19 protein-coding genes are annotated in these 20501 nt (G+C 61.3%); 8 read left to right on the forward strand and 11 right to left on the reverse strand.

All coding sequences use genetic code 11. The annotated features are described in order from the left end of the window. Nucleotides 1-726, forward strand: a complete 726-nt coding sequence (gene pdeM, locus LVY75_12200; GenBank protein XAZ25705.1) for a ligase-associated DNA damage response endonuclease PdeM — start codon at nucleotides 1-3, stop codon at nucleotides 724-726. 6 nt (nucleotides 727-732) lie between these two features. On the opposite strand, the gene LVY75_12205 is transcribed toward pdeM, so the two are convergent. Both LVY75_12205 and LVY75_12210 read right to left on the reverse strand, forming a co-directional pair. Then, on the reverse strand, nucleotides 733-1314 hold the full coding sequence (locus LVY75_12205) for a transglycosylase SLT domain-containing protein (protein ID XAZ23984.1): 582 nt from the start codon (nucleotides 1312-1314) through the stop codon (nucleotides 733-735). Nucleotides 1315-1371: 57 nt separating this feature from the next. Beyond that, a complete protein-coding gene (locus LVY75_12210) occupies nucleotides 1372-2313 on the reverse strand; it encodes an alpha/beta fold hydrolase (protein XAZ23985.1) in 942 nt (313 codons plus the stop codon). A gap of 86 nt (nucleotides 2314-2399) precedes the next feature. Here LVY75_12210 and LVY75_12215 point away from each other — a divergent pair, with 86 nt between their 5' ends. After that, complete coding sequence (locus LVY75_12215; GenBank protein ID XAZ23986.1) at nucleotides 2400-2975, forward strand: TetR/AcrR family transcriptional regulator; 576 nt, start codon at nucleotides 2400-2402, stop codon at nucleotides 2973-2975. On the opposite strand, the gene LVY75_12220 is transcribed toward LVY75_12215, so the two are convergent. From LVY75_12220 to LVY75_12255, 8 genes are all read right to left on the reverse strand, one after another. Further along, nucleotides 2976-3536 (reverse strand): dihydrofolate reductase family protein, encoded by a 561-nt coding sequence (locus tag LVY75_12220; protein XAZ23987.1) that lies wholly within the window; start codon nucleotides 3534-3536, stop codon nucleotides 2976-2978. A 225-nt stretch (nucleotides 3537-3761) separates the two neighbouring features. Beyond that, nucleotides 3762-4562: a TIGR02186 family protein gene (locus LVY75_12225; protein ID XAZ23988.1), complete on the reverse strand. Its 801-nt coding sequence runs from the start codon at nucleotides 4560-4562 to the stop codon at nucleotides 3762-3764. Continuing rightward, a complete protein-coding gene (locus tag LVY75_12230) occupies nucleotides 4562-5485 on the reverse strand; it encodes a sulfite exporter TauE/SafE family protein (protein XAZ23989.1) in 924 nt (307 codons plus the stop codon). The genes LVY75_12225 and LVY75_12230 overlap by 1 nt, the downstream gene beginning before the upstream one ends. A 225-nt stretch (nucleotides 5486-5710) precedes the next feature. Next, nucleotides 5711-9475: a peptidoglycan-binding protein gene (locus LVY75_12235; protein XAZ23990.1), complete on the reverse strand. Its 3765-nt coding sequence runs from the start codon at nucleotides 9473-9475 to the stop codon at nucleotides 5711-5713. A gap of 284 nt (nucleotides 9476-9759) precedes the next feature. After that, nucleotides 9760-10125, reverse strand: coding sequence for a VOC family protein (locus LVY75_12240; GenBank protein XAZ23991.1), 366 nt, complete (start codon nucleotides 10123-10125; stop codon nucleotides 9760-9762). Between the two features lie 89 nt (nucleotides 10126-10214). Continuing rightward, nucleotides 10215-10916, reverse strand: coding sequence for an SDR family NAD(P)-dependent oxidoreductase (locus LVY75_12245; protein ID XAZ23992.1), 702 nt, complete (start codon nucleotides 10914-10916; stop codon nucleotides 10215-10217). A 76-nt stretch (nucleotides 10917-10992) separates the two neighbouring features. Further along, nucleotides 10993-11676: a DNA-3-methyladenine glycosylase I gene (locus LVY75_12250; protein ID XAZ23993.1), complete on the reverse strand. Its 684-nt coding sequence runs from the start codon at nucleotides 11674-11676 to the stop codon at nucleotides 10993-10995. Nucleotides 11677-11763: 87 nt separating this feature from the next. Beyond that, nucleotides 11764-12153, reverse strand: a complete 390-nt coding sequence (locus LVY75_12255) for a hypothetical protein (GenBank protein XAZ23994.1) — start codon at nucleotides 12151-12153, stop codon at nucleotides 11764-11766. 234 nt (nucleotides 12154-12387) lie between these two features. On the opposite strand from LVY75_12255, the gene LVY75_12260 reads away from it, so the two are divergent. The 5 genes from LVY75_12260 (at nucleotide 12388) to LVY75_12280 (ending at nucleotide 18817) form a co-directional block, all read left to right on the forward strand. Next, on the forward strand, nucleotides 12388-14181 hold the full coding sequence (locus LVY75_12260) for an acyl-CoA dehydrogenase C-terminal domain-containing protein (GenBank protein XAZ23995.1): 1794 nt from the start codon (nucleotides 12388-12390) through the stop codon (nucleotides 14179-14181). Between the two features lie 136 nt (nucleotides 14182-14317). Further along, entirely contained in the window at nucleotides 14318-15526 is a 1209-nt protein-coding gene (locus LVY75_12265) for an acetyl-CoA C-acetyltransferase (protein XAZ23996.1), read from the forward strand. Between the two features lie 12 nt (nucleotides 15527-15538). Then, nucleotides 15539-17752, forward strand: a complete 2214-nt coding sequence (locus LVY75_12270; GenBank protein XAZ23997.1) for a 3-hydroxyacyl-CoA dehydrogenase NAD-binding domain-containing protein — start codon at nucleotides 15539-15541, stop codon at nucleotides 17750-17752. A gap of 250 nt (nucleotides 17753-18002) precedes the next feature. Continuing rightward, nucleotides 18003-18350, forward strand: a complete 348-nt coding sequence (locus LVY75_12275) for a helix-turn-helix domain-containing protein (GenBank protein ID XAZ23998.1) — start codon at nucleotides 18003-18005, stop codon at nucleotides 18348-18350. Beyond that, nucleotides 18347-18817 carry an SRPBCC family protein gene (locus LVY75_12280; protein ID XAZ23999.1) on the forward strand — a complete coding sequence of 157 codons (471 nt, stop codon included), beginning with the start codon at nucleotides 18347-18349 and terminating at the stop codon, nucleotides 18815-18817. The genes LVY75_12275 and LVY75_12280 overlap by 4 nt, the downstream gene beginning before the upstream one ends. Nucleotides 18818-18897: 80 nt before the next feature. On the opposite strand, the gene LVY75_12285 is transcribed toward LVY75_12280, so the two are convergent. Then, nucleotides 18898-19209, reverse strand: a complete 312-nt coding sequence (locus LVY75_12285; protein XAZ24000.1) for a metalloregulator ArsR/SmtB family transcription factor — start codon at nucleotides 19207-19209, stop codon at nucleotides 18898-18900. A gap of 255 nt (nucleotides 19210-19464) precedes the next feature. Here LVY75_12285 and LVY75_12290 point away from each other — a divergent pair, with 255 nt between their 5' ends. Further along, entirely contained in the window at nucleotides 19465-20487 is a 1023-nt protein-coding gene (locus tag LVY75_12290) for an LLM class flavin-dependent oxidoreductase (GenBank protein ID XAZ24001.1), read from the forward strand. Nucleotides 20488-20501 lie beyond the last annotated feature (14 nt).

Consider the following 20501-nt stretch of genomic DNA (forward strand, 5'->3'; position numbering starts at 1 on the left):
ATGAACCGCCTGGCGCTCGCGCGCGACATGATCAGCCTTGCTGCAATACCGGGCGTCGAAACCGCCATTCACGGTGTTGCCGCCGTCTGCGATCCGCTTGGTGCGCTCTACCTGCCGGATGCCGGCATTCTCGTCGTTTCCGACCTCCATCTGGAAAAAGGCGCAGCCTATGCCCGCCGCGGCATGATGCTGCCGCCCTACGATACGCTGGCGACACTGACCGTGCTCGCCGCCGTCATTTCCCGCTACGATCCGAAACTCGTCATATCCCTTGGTGACAATTTCCACGACCGCGTCGGCTCGCAGCACCTGCCGGATGCCTTCCGCACCCTGATCGTCGAAATGGCCCGCGGCCGCGAATGGATCTGGATCAACGGTAACCACGACCCTGACGGTACCGTCGACTTGCCCGGCACCTGTTCGGATGAACTTTTTTACGCCGGCCTGACCTTCCGCCACGAGCCGCGCGAGGGTCTGCAGAAGGGCGAGATCGCCGGCCATCTGCATCCGGCGGCCACCGTCCGCCGCCGCGAAAAATCCGTCCGCCGTCCCTGCTTTGCGACCGACGGCGCGCGTCTGCTGATGCCAGCCTTCGGCGTCATGAGCGGTGGCCTCGACCTTGGCCACAAGGCGATGAAAGGCCTCTTCGACAAGGCTTCGCTGATTGCCCATCTGCTCGGTCGCGACCGGATCTATTCGGTCCGCTACGGCAATCTGCGCGGCTGAACAGGCTTAATTACATCCCTGCAACTGCTGCTGATAGGTGCCGGCCATCCGTGCAAACTTCTGTGCCGTCTGCTGCAGCTGACCATTGCTGCGCCAGTCGCCGCGCTTGTAGCCGGTCGGGCCGGAGTAATAGGCCAGGTAAAGGTTATAGGCGTCGTTGAGCGGAATGCCCGTCGTTTGCGCGTTGCTGTAGTGGTACCAAGCGATGAAATCGATCGCGTCGCCAAAGTTCGTGCGACGCGCGGACCAGTTGCCGGTTTCGGACTGGTAGTGATCCCAGGTTCCGTTCAGCGCCTGTGAGTAGCCATAGGCCGTCGACGGTCTCGTCCAGGGAATGAAACCGAAGAGTTTTGTGCGCGGCGGACGCGCATAGGGCTGGAACCCGGATTCGACATACATGGTCGCCATCAGGATCGGCACCGGCACGCCGTATTTTTTCTCGGCACGCTCTGCGGCGCCCTGCCAGCTGGTGAAGAGACCGTCCTTCTGATCGAAGACGGCGCAGATATTTCTCGTCTGGCGGGGCGCTGTCGCGCAGCCGGCAAGCAGGGCCAGCCCGATGGCCGCAAGCACGATACGAGTACGCATGATACAAACCTCTCGTTTCCGAGAGATTACTAACTCGTAAACGTTAAAGAGCGGTTTTTATGCGAATACGAGATGTTCTGGCGGCTTTTTGTGAGGCCAGGGATTGGTGCCGTCCCGCAGCCAGAGCAGCGTATCCAGCCAGAAGCCGGCGGCATGGCGTGCATGAAAAAGATCGAAATGTCCGATCCTCGGAAATCCGAGATCGTCTGGCGCCAGCAGCACCTCCTCCAGTCTGGCATTGCGATAGTGGGAAAGCCCGCGGCGAATGGCCCGCACCGTGCCAATCTCGTCATCGGTGACGGTCAGGCCGAGGATCGGCGCATGGAAATTTTCGAAGGATTTTGAGGCGTCTTTTTTTGCCGCCGACCGAGGATTGTCCCATCCCCGCTGGAATGCCCAGTCGAGAGCCACGCCCTTCGGCAGATCTTCGAGCCAGCCGAGACGCCGTCCGGGAAAATAGCCGGCAATCAACGTTATCGCCGGCATCAGAAGATGCCATTTCGCGAACAGCCGCCCGCGATGATCAGGCGCATAGTCCCGCCAATTCCCATATTGTGCCCCGACCGCCAGCATCCGGGTAACGCGGTCGCCATGCGCCGAAAGGCCCGGCAGGAAGCCGCCGATACTATGCCCAACGACAAAGAGCTCTCGACCGGGCCTTTGGGCCTCCATGAAGCCAAGCGCTGCGTCGAAATCCCGCTCGCCCCAGTCCCGCCAGCGATAGCCGCAGCCACGCAACCGCTCCGGTCGCGAGAGGCCGATGCCGCGATAGTCATAGGTCAGTACATCGAAACCGTGTTCGGCGAGAAAGCGCGCATAATAGTGATAATAGCGCGCCGCAACGCCGGTTGCCGGATTGATGACGACGTTGCCATTGCTGCGTTTGCTGGTCGCACTCCAGATGTGGCCGTGAAGCGCAACACCATCGGAGCACTCGATCACGACGGCTTCCGCCTCCTTGATAAGATCACTCTCCCTGCGTTTGCCTGCAGCCGGCATCTGTCGTCCCCTTCGTCCCTGACCCTGCAGGACATTAGCCGTCAAGCCGTGTTGATGACACTCACTAGTCGGTATACATTGCTGTCATGGTCAGATCCGCATCAGACACGCGGGAGCGCATCGTCGCAGCCGCCGCGAAACTCTTCTACAGCGACGGCATCCGCGCCGTGAGCGTCGATGCCGTTGCGGAGAAGGCAGATGTCACCAAGCGCACCCTCTACTATCATTTCGACAGCAAGGACGATCTGATCGCCGCCTATCTGGAAAGCCGGGATCAGCCCAATCTCGCTGTCTACAGGCGCTGGTTTGCGGAAACGGACGGCGATCTCGCGGCGAAGGTAAAAGGCATTTTCGACAATCTCGCCCGTTCTGCACGGCACCCGAAATGGAAGGGCTGCGGATATCTCAGAACTTCGGCGGAACTTGCAAACATGCCCGGCCATCCCGCGATCAAGGTCGGCGCCGCGCATAAGAAGAATGTCGAGCAGTGGCTGGTGACGCTCTTCGCGGCTGAGCATGGTGCTGACGCGGATAAACTCGCCCGCCAGATCGTACTGCTGCTCGACGGCTCCTTTGCCGCCGTGCTCCTGCATCGTGATCCGACCTATATGGAAACGGCCGGCGAAGCGGCTGCAGCCCTCGTGGCTGCAGCCGGAAAATGATCATTCTGCGGTGCCGGGTTCATAGCGCAGGATCACCGCACCGCTCTTGGTCACCGAGGAATCGAGCAGCTTCAGCGCCCTCTGGTTTTCCGCGGGCTTGAAGTGCGGATTGCCACCGCCGAGGATGACCGGCACGAGGCAGATACGGATTTCATCCACCAGTCCAGCCTTCAAGAGGACATCGGCAAGCTCGGCGCTGCCGAAGATGAAGATCGTCTTGCCGCGCTCCTCCTTCAGCCGCTTCAGTTCGGGTACCGGGTCGTTGACGACGCGCGTATTGTTCCAGTCCGCCTTTGCCATGCTCCGCGAGACGGCAATCTTGGCGATGCCGTTCATATAGGCCTTGATCTTGTCCTCGCTCTCCGCGGTTGGCCAATAGGCCGCCATGCCCTCATAGGTCTTGCGTCCGAAGACCAGAAGGTCGCCTTCCTCGCCGAACTGCTCGGCATATTTTTCGAGCTCCGGCCCCCAGGCCAGGTTGTGGAACTCGATGTCCCACGGTTTCGTCCCTTCGAAGTAGCCATCCAGCGTCATCAGGTTCCAGACAACAAGCTTCCTCATCTCATCCTCCTTGGACTGTGTCCTCTTCAAAACCAGTTGCTAATAACAACTAGTTTTGAAACTAGTCCAACTGATAGCAAAATGCAAGCGGTTAAAAATGGGGGAGTTTGAAAGGCGGCAGCAGCGGGCATCGGGACACGCTTCTGCCGTCCGCTACGTGATGGCCGTCGAATGTTTGACGAAAACCTATCTGAAACTTGTCGACCGGTGGCGGAGATCCGCGGATCAATCCTTGCGGAAGATCAGACTGGCGCCCCATCCCGTCAGCACGGCCAGCAGCACCGCAAAACAGCCGTAGAAAATCGGTTGCTCGTGCGCAGCATCGGTAATCGTCTGCTCGATACCCGTCTTGATGACACGCAGCGGCTGCGATTTCTGCGTCACGAACTTGCCGCTCTTGAACAGATAGGCGCGCACCGTATGCACGCCGTTCGGAATGTTGGCTGGCAGCCGCAGGCTTGCCTTGAAGAGGTTGGAGGAGACGAAGCGCACGCCGCTCGGATCGCGCTCGTAGAGCCCGCCCACCTGCTGTATCCGCCGGAAGGCGGTGCGGAATTCGTTGAGACTGTTGAAATTACCGGCAAAATCGATCGGCCGCAGCGGAATATGGTCGATGCCGATCCCCTCGCCCGTGAGGTCCAGCGGCGTCGTGATGTCGTCGATGGAACGCGAACTCGACATTGAATAGGAATGCGGCACGTCGGCAAAGGTCATCGACGAGGTGTTGATCCAGATGCCGAAGACCCGCTCCTTCTTGCGCACGGTGGCATCCTCGCGCGGTCCTTCCAGAACCACGATGATATCATACTGGCCGATGGCGAGCAGCAGGTCGTCCGTATTGGTCACTGCACCGAAAATCGTCAGGTCCGCGCCGCGGAAATCCGAGGTGATGGCGATCTCGCTGGTCGAAGTGCCAATTTCCAGCAATTCGCGTTCGGCCTGCGTCGTTCCCTGTCCGGGCAGCATCATCTGCGCCGACGCGGTCACAGGCATGAGAAGGACAAGAAGCAGGAGGAGCCGAAACATCAGTTCCCCAATCCCATGACCACCGAATAGATATCCTGCGGTGTTACGATCAGCGCGACGGCAAGGCGCAGGCCGACGGCTAGAACCAGCAGACCGAGAAGCGCGCGCAACTGCTCGCCGCGCAGCCGCTGGCCGACACGCACGCCATATTGCGCACCGATGACCCCGGCAAGCATGAGGAAAAAGGCGAGCACGATATCGACGGAATAGTTGGTCGCCGCCTGCACGATCGTCGTATAGGCGGTCACGAAGATGATCTGGAAGAGTGAGGTACCGACGACGACATTGGTCGGGATGCGCAGCAGGTAGATCATGGCCGGAACCATGATGAAGCCGCCGCCGACACCCATGACGGAGGTCAGGATGCCGATCGCAAAGCCGAGCGTCACGATCGGAATAACCGACAGATAGATCTTCGATTTCTTGAACCGCACCTTGAGCGGCAGCTTGTGAACCCAGTGCTGATGGCCGGGCTTGCGGGGCGCCGGTGCCTCGTTGCGGGCCGCCCGGCGCATGGCATTGACGCTTTCCCAAAGCATCAGTCCGCCGACTGTACCGAGGAAGACGACGTAAAGCAGCGAGATGAAGAGGTCGAGCTGACCGATCGCGCGCAGCAGCGAGAAGATCCAGATACCAACAGTCGCGCCCGAAAGACCGCCGACAAGCAGCACCGATCCGAGCTTCACATCCAGCGTGCCGCGCCGGAAATGCGTGATCGCCCCCGAGATCGAGGAAGCGACCACCTGGTTGGCCCCGGTTGCGACGGCGACGACCGGCGGAATGTTATAGAAGATCAGGAGAGGCGTGATCAGAAAGCCGCCGCCAACGCCGAACATGCCCGACAGGAAGCCAACGGCGGCCCCCATGCCGAGAATGATGAAGATGTTCACCGACAATTCTGCGATGGGCAGATAGATTGTCACAGCCGACCCCGATTATCGCCGCGCCCGCCGCGGCGGCCTGTCTCACGTCCCCGTTCGAATGGCGCATCCTACTGTGAAATCGTTGCCAGAGGCTTTCGAAGGAAAAAAGCGCGATCAGCCGGATGCGGGTCTCGATATGTCCCGCATAATCCGGCTTTTTTCAGGTTTTGTGACAGGTGGCTCGAAAAGGCGAAAAGCCCCGCGGCAGAGCGCCGCCGGGCGATCTCAGATAGCCTTGGCGCCCGGTTTGTTGCGTTCCAGAAGCGCCTTCACCGTATCGTCGTTGACCTTGCCGGTCGGCTCCTGTCCGATCGACTTCTGGAAGTTCTTGATGGCAGTCACCGTCTTGGCGCCCATTTCTCCATCCGCTGGGCCAGCGTCGAATCCGTTATTGTTGAGGATCGCCTGGATGTTGCGGATCGCTTTCTTCATGTCGACGGTGGCCGTCTTCGGTGCGGCGGCACTTGCCCATGCATCGGGAACCTCGATGCCGTTCGCCTTGTTGTCGAGCGGCTGCGGCTTCCAGAGCTCGGCCTTGGCGCGGGCGCGCTCGAGTTGGTCCGGCTTCATGGCATTTGCGACTTCGTCACGCTTCTGGGCAGCATCCTTGTCGCCCGACTTGGCGGCGATCGAAAACCACTTGTAGGATTCTTCCAGATCCGCCGGTACGCCATTGCCGCGGGCGCACAGGATGGCGAGGTTGAACTGGCTGTCGGTGATGCCGAGGTCGGCAGCCTTCTGGAACCACGTTGCGGCCGTCGCATAATCCTGCTGGCCGAGAGCGCCTGAGGCATAGAGCACTGCGAGATTGTGCATGGCGCTGGCATTGCCCTGGCCCGCAGCCTGCTCGTAGAGGCTCTTGGCCTTCTGCACGTCGCGGTCGACGCCGTTGCCCTTCTCATACATGCTGCCGAGACGGTACTGTGCCGGTGCGAAGCCGTTGTCGGCCGAGAGTTGATACCAGCTCGCGGCCTGCTTCTGGTCGGCGGCAAGGCCATTGCGGCCTTCGGTATAACGCGCACCGATCTCGAAGAGCGCCAGCGCGTCGCCATTGCGCGCTGCATCGGCAAGCGGCTGCGGCTGGATCGTATCGGGAACGATGATCGAAGCGGCAGCGGATGCGGCAGGTATCGTCGTCGGCGCCGCGGGAGCGTTCGGAACAAAGCCGGACGTATTCTGCGCGGGCGCCTGGCTGAAATCCTCTGCGCCTTCGCCGTCAAGCGGCGTGGCATCGGTGAGGTGATCGGGTGTCGCTGCCTGCGACTCTGCGGGCGCGGTCGGCTCGGAAGGTGCTGCGTCCGGCGTCATCATCGGCGCCGGAGCGCTGGTTTCGGGCGCGGCTGCTTCCGGCGCAACCGGTGCCGGGGCTGCCATATTGGCCTGCGGCGTTTCGGTCGCGTCGGTCAGAACCGAGACTTCAGCCGGAGGCGGGGCCTTTTCGCCCGTGGTCAACGTGCGGGCAAGCGGGAAAGCCATGATGGCCAGCAGCACGGCCCCGACCGCGAGCAGGATCGGCCGGCGAAAGCGCGAGAAGGCGCCACCCTTGCCGGCTTTTTCAGGCTTCGCAGCACGACGCTCGGCGCGGGTCGCGGGCTTTGCGTTGCTGTCGATCTCCATGGCGGCGGCCTGCGCGGCGCGGCGCGCGGCGGCGATATAGTCGGCCCGATCGTTTTCGGTGGCCGGCTTGCCGCGCTGGGCATTCTGGCTGGCGCGCACGCGCTCCAGGATCTTCTTGACATCAGGTGCGCCAGAGCCCGGTTCGAGCAATTCGTTTGCCGCCTCTGCCGGCACGACATCGACGGGATCGATTGACGGTGCGGGATCGATGACCGTGCGCTCGGCAGCGGCCTTTGCCTCCGTCTTGCGCGATGGCATCAGCTTGCGGCCAAGGCTTGCAAGCAGGCTACCCTTGGCAGGAACGACAGGCTTTTCCGACTGGTTCGTGGCTTCGATGGCGATCGCGCTGGTGCTGTCGGCCAAAGCCGGTTCCGGCATGCGCACCGCCGTCTCTTCGGCGATGTCGGTCGTGCGCAGCACAGGCGAGGCCTTCGGCGCCTGCATCACCGGCGCCTTGGCTGGCTCGCTGCCCGCATCGACGAGTGCGTAGGGGTCGACGTCGAAATCGACTTCCGCCGCCGGCATCCGGGCGGCCGGGCGAACCCGCTCCTCCATCGTATCCAGCCGGTCGGCAATATGCAGCAGCGTCTCGTGGAGGGCCTGGAAGGTCTTGTGCGTGCGCTCCTCGCTGTCGCGGCTCAAATCTTCGAGGTTCCGCAGATCATCGGCGAGTGCGATGAGGGCTGACATGTCGCTCTCTGCGGGTGCAGCGCCCTGTGCTCCGCCGTTGCGCGAATAGGCATCGACCACGGCTTCCGCTGCCTGCCGTGCCGCCTCGATGATATATTCGTCGTTCGTCGCGATATAATCTTCGATTGCACCCATGCGACGGTCGAGATCCGCGGATACTTCCGCATTTTCGCGCGGCGTATTCAGGAGCTCGGAGAGATTTGCAATCTGCTCCTCGAGGTTCTTCAGCGCGCGCGTGTCGGTCGGCGCAGCTGCAGTGCTTTCCTCCAGCCTTGCGGCGATGTCGCTAAGCCGCCCTTCGATACGCTGAAAGGCGCTGTCGTCGATAACAGGCGCCGGGACGGGGCGGATTTCCATCTCGTCGATGCGGCGTGCGAGATAGTCGAGCCTCTGGGCGAGCGCATCATTGACCGAGCCGCTTTCCAGCGCATCGATCTTGCGGGAAATGTCGGAAAGCGCGCCGGTCAGGTCCTGTTGCGGGGCGGCCTTCTGCGTGCGCTCGAGCAAGTAGGAAAGGTGCTCCAGCCGCTCGTCGAGACGCGAAGTCGCCTCGGCCTTGGCAAGGTCCTCGACGCGCGCCGTCAATGCTTCCAGCCGGCCGGCCATCTCGTCGGTCGGGTTGGGACGGTTTATGGCGGCCCGGCCCATCAGCTCGATCTGCTCGCCAAGCGCGGAAAGGCGATTTTCCAGCCGCTGCATCAGTGCCGGATCACCGCCTGCAGCACTGCGTCCGCTGGCGGCGATCGCGCGGCTGATCTCGTCGAGCCGCGTATCCATGGCGGCGAACTGCTCGGACATGATCCGGTCGTGCGGCTGGATGAGGTTGCCGAACTGCTCGACCGCAGAGGCGATGGTGATGAGCTTGTCTTCCAGTGCGTGCACGGCCGGGCTTTCGCCCATGCCGCCAAGATGCCGCTTGATGTCGTCAAGCCGGTAGGCGAGCGACACCAGCTCTTCCTGCAGCCCGGCCGTGTCGAGTTCCGCCAGGCGGTTTTCCACATTGTCCCAGCGCTGTTCCATATGGCGCATGGAATCCTCGCGCGCCAGCCCGTCCATCAGCGAACGCAGCTCTTCGAATTCGTTGCGCAGGCCGGTAGCCTCCGGACCAGCCGAGCGGCTGGTGAGCTGCGCGATGCTCTGCGACAGGCGACCCATGTCGGCGCGGATGTCGTCGGCGAAATGCCTGTCCTGCGCGCTCGCCTTGATCTCTCGCAGTTCCGTGCGCAGCGCATTCATCTCGCGCGTGACACCTTCGGAAATGTCGCGCTTCAGGTCCTGTCGCAGGTTGACGAGGGCCTGGGCGATTTCGGTCATCGTGTCGCCGGAGGCGCGGAAAGCGGGTGCGGGCGGCTGCGGTGCCGGCGCGCGCTGCGGAGCAGGCGCAAGTGCCGGTTCACGCAGAAGGGCCGGTGCCGCTTCGCGCGTATAGGCGCGTTCGCGGTTCTCTCTGGTAGCGTCAAGCGCGCGCTGGCGCTGGCGGATTTCCGCCAGCGGATCGGCAGCGCGCGGCGTATAGGAACTGACGTAGGGATCGCGGTCTGGCGTCGGATTGCTGGGTCGCTGTTCGCGTCCGCTGCCCATCAAGCCTTCGATCCGCGCTTCCAGCCCTTCGATCGTGCGGTTCAACGCGTCGAGCGAGGTTCTGTCGGAATGCCGGGAAGAATGTGATCGCGATCCGTTCATGTTCTTGCTCGCTTCGATTGCCCGGTCCGGGCCCGATCATTGCCTTTTCCGAAGCGTACCGGGGCACGCAGCGGAGAGCGCCATCCATGAGGAAATAATCAATTAGACTTTCCTCAAGCTGGACAGATTTTGGCGGCACTCCTGAAACGCGAGACAAAGAAAAGGAATGCAGATCGCCAATGCTCACCGCGCACCTTTCACGAAACGTGGTAAAGAACTCGTTAACCCGGATGAGAATTTTTTAACTTTTGCGCTCTTCGTGCTAATTTGGCGCGCGCAAATCTTCAGATCGGTCGCTTGTACTGCAACTCGATCTTCACGCCTTCTGGCCCATAGATGAAGACTTGGCCGAGATCGGTATCCGGAATGTCGAGATATTCATGGCGATAGCCGCTCGCCTTGATGCGGGCGAGTGCCGGTTCGAATTCGAAGAGGCTGAAGGCCACATGATTGAAGATACCGGGCGGAAAATCGCCCGCCCGCTCCGTCAGGCTCAGATGGATCACCGGCTTGTCGTCGAGATAAAGCCAGTGACCGCGCGAGGGAAAGGGCGGCCGATAGCCTTCCTTCACGCCAAGAATGTCTTCGAAAAAAGCGATCATGGCAGGCGCATCGCGGGTATCGATCGTCACATGGTCCAGACGCAGCATCGTTCCCTCCCAGGCTTTCGAAGCCGGTCCGATCCTACCGGTTTCGACGCCTTCGGGAAAGCATCTATGCGCGATCGAGACCGTCTGGATCAGAAGTTTTCCGTCCAGGGCCGCAACTCCACTTCCTGCGACCAGGCGCTGCGGTGTTGCAGCAGCACGTCGATATAGGACTGTGCGATCGCATCAGGCGAAAGCGTACCGTCGGGTTTGTCTTTGCTATCCGGCCTCGCGGCGGAACGCACGGCGCCGTCGATGATAAAATGCGCCACATGGATCCCGCGCGGCCCAAGTTCGCGGGCAGCACTTTGCGCCAAACCCCGCAGCGCGAATTTTCCCATGGCAAAGGGCGCCGATTGCGCATAGCCCTTGATGCTGGCCGTCGCCCCCGTCAGCAGGATAGCCCCGCGACCTTTCGCGATCATGCGTTTGGCCGCCTGCTGGGTCACAAGGAAGCCGCCAAAGGCACTGGTGGCGATCGCCTGCTGCACCTCTGCGGGATCGAGTTCGGCAATCGGCCCTCGCACCCGGCCGCTGGCATTATAGATGACGACATCGGGCTCGCCGATTTCGGCATCGACGCGCTCGAAGAGGGCAGAAACCGCCGCGGGCTGTGAAGCGTCGGTCGCAAAAGCCTTCGCCCCGGTTTCATCGAGCAGAGGCCCGAGCTTGCCGATATTGCGCGCCGCAAGGCTCACTTTGACGCCGCGCTCTGCAAGCTTGCGGGCAAGCGAGCCGCTGATGCCGGAACCGGCACCGACGATGAGCGCGCTGCGATAGGGAAATTCGGCCATGATCTTCTCCTTCGGATGAACCTTCCGGAGAGGTAGGCAGTCGCAGCCTGTCAAAAAACCGCCGGCCGGAAATATTTCATTCCTGGGGAGCGTCGATCGAAAGCCCGCAGATGCGCGAGAGATGGGCGAGCGGCAGACCCGTCTCCTCGGCCCAGCGGTTGAAAGTCTGCTGGATCAGTTGCTGATCCTTCTTGCCGGTTCCGGATGCCGAGAGCGGCACGCCCGCATCCCTCAGGCACGCGAGCACGTCTGATGTCATGATAAAGCCGTCGCGACCGATACCGCGCAGGAAATATTGACCGGTGGCTCCGCCCAGCCGGTTGCCGCGTTTGGCAAGCACGTCGAGCAGGCCGATATGATCCTCACGTGGCCAGTTTGCGAAAAAGGCGCCGGCGCTGCCCGCCTCGTTCGCCATCTCGCGTACGAAGGCGGCGTTTGCGCGCACCGACATGATCTTCGCGCCGTTCTTGACGACGCGGTCATCGCTCGTCAGGTCATGCCAAAATTCGTCGGGAGCGATATTGAGGGCGGCAGGATCGAAGCCGTCGAAAGCCTCTTCAAAGCCTGGCCATTTATTATCGATGACCTTGTGGACGAAGCCACTGTAGAAGACGCGCTTCGTCATCTGCGACAGGATGCGGTCATCCGGCAGGGCACGCAGCGCCTCATGGTCAGGAATGGCCGGGAGCATCGCCTTCAGCGCGTCGGCGCCGCCTTTTCTCTGCTCGGCGCGCAGACGGATTATATCGAAATCGCTCAAGGCTAGGCTCCCGAAATAGACATTGCTGGCACAAGCCTAGTCCGGGAGCGACCGTGTCTTCAAGCCGTTTGGCTTCAAGATTGCCGCTCAGGCGGCGACGGATTCACGCACGTCGTCGAGCAGGAAATGCACGACCAGATAGTCGGTCTTGTAATGGCGCCCGCTGTCGCCGACTTTTTCTTCGCAGCCGCCATCGGCGGGGTGCCACGGATGATAGTGTGGATTGGTGGCGATCAGCGTCACCGCCTTGCCGGCATAAGGCCCCTCGGCCGGCCGGAAACGCATTTCGGCAAGCGGCCAGATGCGTTCATAGGTTTCCATGGGAATGCGCACCCTCAGCGCCCTGCGCGGAGCCGGCGGCTCGTCATGCGCAACCACTCTTTCGCCATTGACCGGTTCCACAGTCACAGGCTCGATGGTCACAAGTTCCGCCGTATCGAAGATGGAATTGAACTCCGCAGGCCACGCTCTTTTCATGAACAGCTCCTCCCAGGCTTTTCCAAGGTCGCAGGATGGAGTGTAGCGCGCTTGGCCGGAGAAGCAACGGACTATTACCATTCTGTGACAATGCGCGTGCATGGTTCACCTCTCTCCACGCCACCTCACAAAATCGCGCGCACTCCGGATTTGACGTTTACGCAAACGTCAATATTTTGTAAGAGAGTGTCAACGCCGGAGCGATCCGGTTGCCGAATTGGAGGAATTCGAACGATGCCAGTCTACAAGGCCCCGGTGAACGACACGCTCTTCGTGCTGAACGACGTGCTGGGTCTCGAGCGCTACAACAATCTCCCGGGTTTTGCCGATGCCACGCCTGACATGGTGGAGGCTATTCTGGGCGAAGCGGCGAAAGTGGCCGAGGAGGTTATGTTTCCTCTGAACTATTCCGGCGATCAGCAGGGTTGCCAGCGTCAAGAGGATGGCACGGTTTCGACACCGAAGGGTTTCAAGGAAGCCTATAAGGCCTATCGCGAAGGCGGCTGGATCGGCCTCGCCGTGCCGGAGGAATTCGGCGGCCAGGGCCTGCCCTATACGCTGCACGTCGCCGTCGGCGAATATACCTCGGCCGCCAATATGTCGCTGATGATGTATCCGGGCCTGACCCAGGGCGCGATTGCTGCCATCCTCGTTCACGGCAGCGAAGAGCAGAAGCGCACCTACTTGCCAAAGATGGTCGAGGGTGCCTGGACCGGCACGATGAACCTCACCGAGCCGCATTGCGGCACAGATCTCGGCATGTTGCGCACCAGAGCTGTGCCGCAGGCTGACGGCAGCTATCGGATCTCGGGCCAGAAGATCTTCATCTCCGCCGGTGAACATGACATGGCCGACAATATCGTCCATCTTGTGCTCGCCCGTATCGAGGGCGCCCCCGAAGGCACCAAGGGCATTTCGCTCTTCATCGTGCCGAAATTTCTGGCCGCTGACGATAGCGGTACCGGGGTGCGCAACGGCGTTACCTGTGGCGCGATCGAACACAAGATGGGCATTCACGCGAACGCCACCTGCGTCATGAACTATGACGACGCGACCGGCTATCTTATCGGCGAGGCAAACCGCGGCCTCAACGCTATGTTCGTGATGATGAACGAGGCCCGTCTGATGGTCGGCCTGCAGGGCATCGCCATTTCAGAGATCGCTTATCAGAACGCCGCAAACTATGCCCGCGATCGTATCCAGGGTCGCTCCCTGTCGGGCGTCAAGGCGCCGGACAAGAAGGCCGATCCGATCATCGTCCACCCAGATATCCGCCGCGCGTTGATGACCATCCGGTCGTTCAACGAGGCCGGCCGCGCCTTCCTGCTCTGGACCGCGCTAAAATCCGATATCGCCAACCGCGCTAGCGACGAGAAGGAACGCCAGACGGCCGACGACATTCTCGGCCTTGTCACCCCGATCCTCAAGGGCGTGATGACCGACAGGGGCTTCGATCATGCCGTCATGGCCCAGCAGGTCTTCGGCGGCCACGGCTATATCGAAGAGCATGGCATGAGCCAGTATGTGCGCGATGCCCGCATCGCCATGATTTATGAAGGCGCAAACGGCATCCAGGCACTCGATCTGGTCGGCCGCAAATTGGCACTGAATGGCGGTCGCGCGGCCATGGCGCTCTTCAAGGAGATCGGTGATTTCTGCGAGGAAAACCGCAATGACGGAGAGCTCGGCTTCTTCACCAAGCACCTCAAGAAGGGTTTGAACGACGTGCAGGGCGCGACCATGTGGTTCATGCAGAATGCCATGGCAAAGCCCGATAACGCCGGTGCCGGCTCCACCGATTACATGCACCTCTTTGGCCTTGTTATTCTCGGCTATATGTGGGCGCGTATGGCCAAAGCCGCCAATGAACGTCTTGCCGCCGGCGATGCCAGAGAAGACTATCTGAAGAACAAGCTCACCACGGCGAAATTCTTCATGGAGCGTGTGATGCCCGAAACCGCATTGCGCAAGGCCCGCATCGAAACTGGTGCCGACACGATGATGGAACTGGCCGCCGAAGCGTTTTGATCACTACCCCTTCTCCCCGCGGGGAGAAGGTGGCCCGAAGGGCCGGATGAGGGGGCCGCAAGCGCGGCCCTCTCTGGCTCCTTCCTGCCGGAAGAACAATTCACCGGCGCGTCTGCGCCGCCAGGGAGACGAGACAATGACCGAGGTTTTCATTTACGATCACGTCCGCACGCCCCGCGGCCGCGGCAAGAAGGATGGCTCGCTCCACGAAGTGCCCTCCGTGCGCCTTGCGGCCAAGACGCTGGAAGCGATCCGCGACCGCAACGGTCTCGACACCGAAACAGTCGACGATATCATCATGGGCTGTGTCGACCCGGTCATGGATGCCGGCGCCGTCATCCCCAAGGCCGCTGCCTTCGAAGCCGGTTATTCGACCAGAGCGCCCGGCATGCAGATTTCACGCTTCTGCGCTTCCGGTCTCGACGCCGTGAATTTCGGCGCCGGCAAGATCGCGCAGGGCGCTGACGATATCGTCATCGCCGGCGGCGTCGAAAGCATGTCGCGCGTCGGCCTCGGCATGTCCGGCGGCGCCTGGTTCATGGACCCCTCGGTGAACTTCCCGGCCTATTTCATGCCGCAGGGCGTGTCGGCCGATCTCATCGCCACCAAATACGGTTTTTCGCGTGACGACGTAGACGCCTATGCTGTCGAAAGCCAGAAGCGGGCGGCAAACGCCTGGAACAATGGCTGGTTCAAGAATTCCGTCATCCCGGTCAAGGACCAGAATGGCCTGACGATCCTTGCCCATGACGAACACATGCGCCCCGGCACCGATATGCAGGCGCTCGCCTCCCTCAATCCGTCCTTCCAGATGCCAGGCGAAATGGGCGGCTTCGAAGCCGTCGCCATCCAGGCCCATCCGGAAGTCGAGCGCGTCAACTATGTCCACCACGCCGGCAATTCCTCCGGCATCGTCGATGGCGCCGCCGCCGTCCTGCTCGGTTCCAAGGCGGGTGGTGAGAGCATGGGCCTCAAGCCGCGCGCTCGCATCAAGGCCTTCGCCAATATCGGCTCCGATCCGGCCCTGATGCTGACCGGCCCCGTTGATGTCACAGAAAAGCTGCTGAAGCGCACGGGCATGACGCTTGCCGATATCGACCTCTTTGAGCTCAACGAGGCCTTCGCCGCCGTCGTGCTGCGCTACATGCAGGCTTTCGACATCCCGCATGACCAGATCAACGTCAATGGCGGCGCGATCGCCATGGGCCATCCGCTGGGTGCGACCGGCGCCATGATCCTCGGCACTGTGCTGGACGAACTGGAGCGCCGCGATCTCAACACCGCACTGGTCACCCTCTGCATCGGCGCCGGCATGGGCACGGCAACCGTCATCGAACGCGTCTAAGGGAGAGAGACGATGAGCTACATCAACTTCACCGTCGAGACCGATGCGGATGGTATTGCCCTGGTCACCTGGGACATGCCCGGCAAGTCGATGAACGTCTTCACCGAAGAGGTGATGAGCGAACTCGATGCGATCATCGATGCCACCGTTGCCGACAGTGCCGTCAAGGGCGTCGTCATCACCTCGGGCAAGTCTTCCTTCTCCGGCGGCGCTGATCTCTCGATGATCAAGGCTATGTTCACACTCTATCAGCAGGAGAAAGCCGCAAATCCTGACGGCGCGGCACAAAAGCTCTTCGACCTCGTCGGCCTTATGACTGGCCTCTTCCGCAAGCTCGAAACCTGCGGCAAGCCCTGGGTCTCCGCCATCAACGGCACCTGCATGGGCGGCGCGCTGGAAATGTCGCTCGCCTGCCATGGCCGTGTCGCCTCCAATGCGAAGAGCGTCAAGATCGCCCTGCCGGAAGTCAAGGTCGGCATCTTCCCGGGTGCCGGCGGCACGCAGCGCATCTCGCGCCTCACCGATGCCCAGTCCGCCCTGCAGATGATGACGACGGGCCAGTCGCTGAACGCCTCGCGCGCCAAGGCCATGAACCTCCTCCACCAGGTGGTCGAGCCGGATCAGCTGATCCCGGCTGCCAAGCAGATGATCAAGGACGGCCTGAAGCCCGTCGCCCCCTGGGACGAAAAGGGCTTCAAGGTTCCCGGCGGCGGAATCTGGACGCCGGCCGCGGCCCAGCTCTGGCCGGCTGCACCCGCCATCCTGCGCCGCGAAACCTCGGGTAACTATCCCGGCGCGCTCGCCATCCTGAAATGCGTCTATGAAGGCCTGCAGGTTCCCTTCGATACGGCCCTGAAGATCGAGCAGCGCTATTTTACCCAGGTGCTGCAGACGACCGAAGCCTTCTCGATGATCCGCTCGCTCTTCATCTCCATGCAGGAGCTTAACAAGGGAGCCCGCCGCCCGGCCGGTGTGCCGAAGACCGAACTGAAGAAGGTCGGCGTCGTCGGCGCCGGCTTCATGGGCGCCTCCATCGCCTATGTCACCGCCGCCGCCGGTTTCGAGGTCACTCTCATCGACCGCGATATCGAAGCCGCCACCAAGGGCAGGGGCGTCGGCGAAGGCCTCGTCAAGGATTCCGTCGGTAAGGGCCGGCTGACGCAGGAGGAGGGCGCCGCCCTTCTTTCCCGCATCACGCCGTCTGCCGACTATACAGACCTGAAAGACGCTGATCTGGTCATCGAAGCGGTTTTCGAAGATCGCGCCGTCAAGAAGGCGGTCATCGAGCAGGTCGAAGCCGTCATCCCGGAGACGACCGTCTTTGCCTCCAATACCTCCACCCTGCCGATCACGGGCCTTGCAGAAAATTCGAAGCGCCCGGATCAGTTTATTGGCGTGCACTTCTTCTCGCCGGTCGAAAAGATGATGCTGACCGAGGTCATTCTCGGCAAGAGCACCGGTGACCGTGCGCTCGCCGTGGCGCTCGATTATGTCGCTGCCATCAAGAAGACGCCTGTTGTCGTCAACGATACCAGAGGCTTCTTCGTCAACCGCTGCGTCTTCCGCTATATCCACGAAGCCTATGACATGCTGATCGAAGGCGTGCCGGCGGCGATGATCGAAAATGCCGCCAAAATGGCCGGCATGCCGGTCGGCCCGCTGTCGCTGAATGATGAAGTGGCAATCGACCTCTCGCAGAAGATCCTCAAGGCCACCGTCGCCGATCTCGGCCCCAAGGCTGTCGACGAGCGCCACCTCGCCCTCATCGACAAGCTGGTGGACGAACTCGACCGCCGCGGCCGCAAGAACGGCAAGGGCTTCTACGAATATCCGGCCAAGCCCGCCAAGAAATTCCTCTGGCCCGAGTTGAAGACCCTCTATCCGCAAAAACCGACCGCTGAGGTCGACGTCAACACCCTGAAGCAGCGCTTCCTGGTGACGATCGCTCTCGAAGCCGCCCGCACCATGGAGGAAGGCATCGTCACCGATCCGCGTGAAGCCGATGTCGGCTCCATTCTCGGTTTCGGTTTCGCGCCCTATACCGGCGGTGCGCTGAGCTATATCGACGGCATGGGCGTGAATGCTTTCGTGGACCTCGCCGAAAAACTGGCCTCCAGCTACGGCGACCACTTCAAGCCCACGCCGCTCTTGAAGGACATGGCCGCCAAGGGCGAAACCTTCTACGGTCGTTTCGATCCCTATCCGGCAGCCGATAAGGCTGCTTAAACGAGGCGGGAACGTCCGGAGCCCCTCATTCGACCCTTCGGGCCACCTTCTCCCAGAGGGAGAAGGGGTTTTGCCACACTGTTTTCGCGCTCTCAAAGGCGTCGTAGCCCACGTCCCCTCTACCCACCGGGGAGAGGGTTAGTGGGCTCCAGGCGACCGCGCAATTTCAGTTACTCACAATTATGCCGGACACTCTGGGCCAAAAACACTTAGCTCTTGCGCTAAGTATCGCATCATGATACTTAGCCTCATGGATTACTATTCGCATCAGCTCGACAGCATCTTCCTGGCGCTCGCCGACCCCACGCGCCGTGCCGTCATCGGCCGGCTCGGCACCGGTCCGGCGAGCATCAGCGATCTTGCAAAGCCTTTCGCCATGGCCTTGCCGTCCTTCATGAAGCACATCCACCTGCTCGAAGAGACAGGGCTTATCGAAACGAAGAAGCAGGGTCGTGTGCGCACCTGCACGCTGGAGAAGAAGCGTTTCGCAATGGTCGAAGGCTGGCTTTCGGCTCAGCGCGCCATCTGGGAGGCCCGCACCGACAGGCTCGAAGCTTTCGTCACTGCCACGCAATCGAAGGAGGAGAAATCCCAATGAAGCCAAATGTGAATCCCGATCTCGATCTGACCATTTCGCGCGTCATCAAAGCACCACCGTCCGCCGTCTGGAGCGCCTGGACCAACCCGGCACAATTCGAAAAATGGTGGATACCCGCGCCGGCGCTCTGCCGTGTCGCCACCATGGACGTCAAACCCGGCGGCGCCCTTGTAACCGAAATGAGCGAGGATGGCGGTCCCTTTCAACACCATCTCAGTGCCTGCTATCTGGATGTTCAGGAGGGTCGTCGCATCGTCTTCACCAATGCGCTCCTTGGCGGCTGGCGCCCTGCGCCAACCCCCTTCATGACAGCCATCATCACCCTAGCCGATCATCCCGAAGGGACCGACTACAGTGCCGTCGTCATGCACAAGGACAAGGAGACCCGCAGCACGCATGAAGAACTGGGCTTCCATGACGGTTGGGGCACGGTCGCCGCGCAGCTGGCAAAGCTGGTGGAGAAATAAAGAAAACTCATGCCCGGTATAACGGCCGGGCTAAGGCGATAACTGGGAACGGCGGGAGAACGCCGGGTGACACGGATCGCTTAACCTGCCAGTCGGTGATCCGTTGTCTGGCCCTCGTCGAACATCTCGCTCAGCATTTCAAGGATCACATGGACCTTCTCGGATTTGACCGAGTAGTAGATCGTCTGCGCATCGCGCCGCGTCTTGACGAGATCCCTGCTGCGGAGCTTGGCGAGGTGCTGGGAGAGGGCCGATTGGCTGATTCCGATAATATCGGCGAGATTGTTGACCGCCACTTCGCGCTCGGCAAGCGTCTTCAGCATCCGCAGTCGATGGGCATTCGCCATCACCAGTAGCAGGTCGGCTTTCTTTTCAAAACTATCTGTATTCATCGCATTCCCTTCACAATCTTGCGGCGGCTATTTATATGACTAATTAAGAATTGTCTTAAGAGTGTGGCCGGGAACAAACTTTTCCTCATGTTTTTGGAAGTGTCAGGAGAAGCAGGGCTCCGTGTTGCAATTGACCGGTGCCGAATTCGCATTTGATCAGTCACCAGGTTCAGAAATCTCCCGTGCGCGCCTATATGCCTGTCAGGAATCATGAGAAGAAGCGTGCAGGCACACTTCAGTTTAAGCGATGGAATCATGAAGAAGATCGGTTTTCTCTCGTTCGGGCATTGGACGCCCTCGCCGCAATCCCAGACGCGCTCCGCCGGCGATACGCTGCTGCAGTCGATCGATCTTGCCGTTGCAGCTGAAGAACTCGGTGCCGATGGCGCCTATTTCCGCGTCCACCATTTCGCCCGCCAGCTTGCCTCGCCCTTTCCGCTTTTGGCCGCTGTCGGCGCCCGGACCAGCCGCATCGAGATCGGCACCGCGGTCATCGACATGCGCTACGAGAACCCGCTCTACATGGCGGAAGACGCCGGCTCCGCCGATCTGATTGCTCGCGGGCGCCTGCAGCTCGGCATCAGCCGCGGTTCGCCGGAGCAGGTCATCGATGGCTGGCGATATTTCGGCTACAATCCGCCGGAAGGCCAGAGCGATGCCGATATGGGCCGCCGCCACGCCGAGGTTTTCCTCGAAGTATTGAAGGGCGAAGGCTTCGCCGAGCCCAATCCGCGGCCGATGTTCCCCAATCCGCCCGGCCTCTTGCGGCTCGAACCGCATTCCGCCGGCTTGCGTGAGCGCATCTGGTGGGGTGCCGGCTCGAACGCTACCGCCGTCTGGGCCGCCAAGCTCGGCATGAACCTGCAGAGCTCGACCTTGAAGGATGATGAGACGGGCGAGGCCTTCCATATCCAGCAGGCCAAACAGATCCGAGCCTATCGCGAGGCCTGGAAGGACGCCGGCCATCAGCGTGAGCCACGCGTCTCCGTCAGCCGCAGCATCTTCTCGCTGGTGAACGATCGCGACCGCTCCTATTTCGGCTATGGCAATGAAGGGCAGGACAAGATCGGCTTCATCGACGAGAATACGAGGGCGATCTTCGGCCGTTCATACGCCGCCGAGCCTGATGCTCTGATCGAGGAGCTGAAGAAGGACGAGGCGATCGCCGAGGCAGATACGCTGCTTCTCACCGTCCCCAACCAGCTCGGCGTGGAATACAATGCCCACGTTATTGAATCGATCATGAAATATATCGCGCCGGCGCTCGGCTGGCGGTGATCACATAGCGTGTC

It is taken from the genome of Sinorhizobium sp. B11 (assembly GCA_039725955.1).
Taxonomy (GTDB): Bacteria; Pseudomonadota; Alphaproteobacteria; order Rhizobiales; family Rhizobiaceae; genus Rhizobium.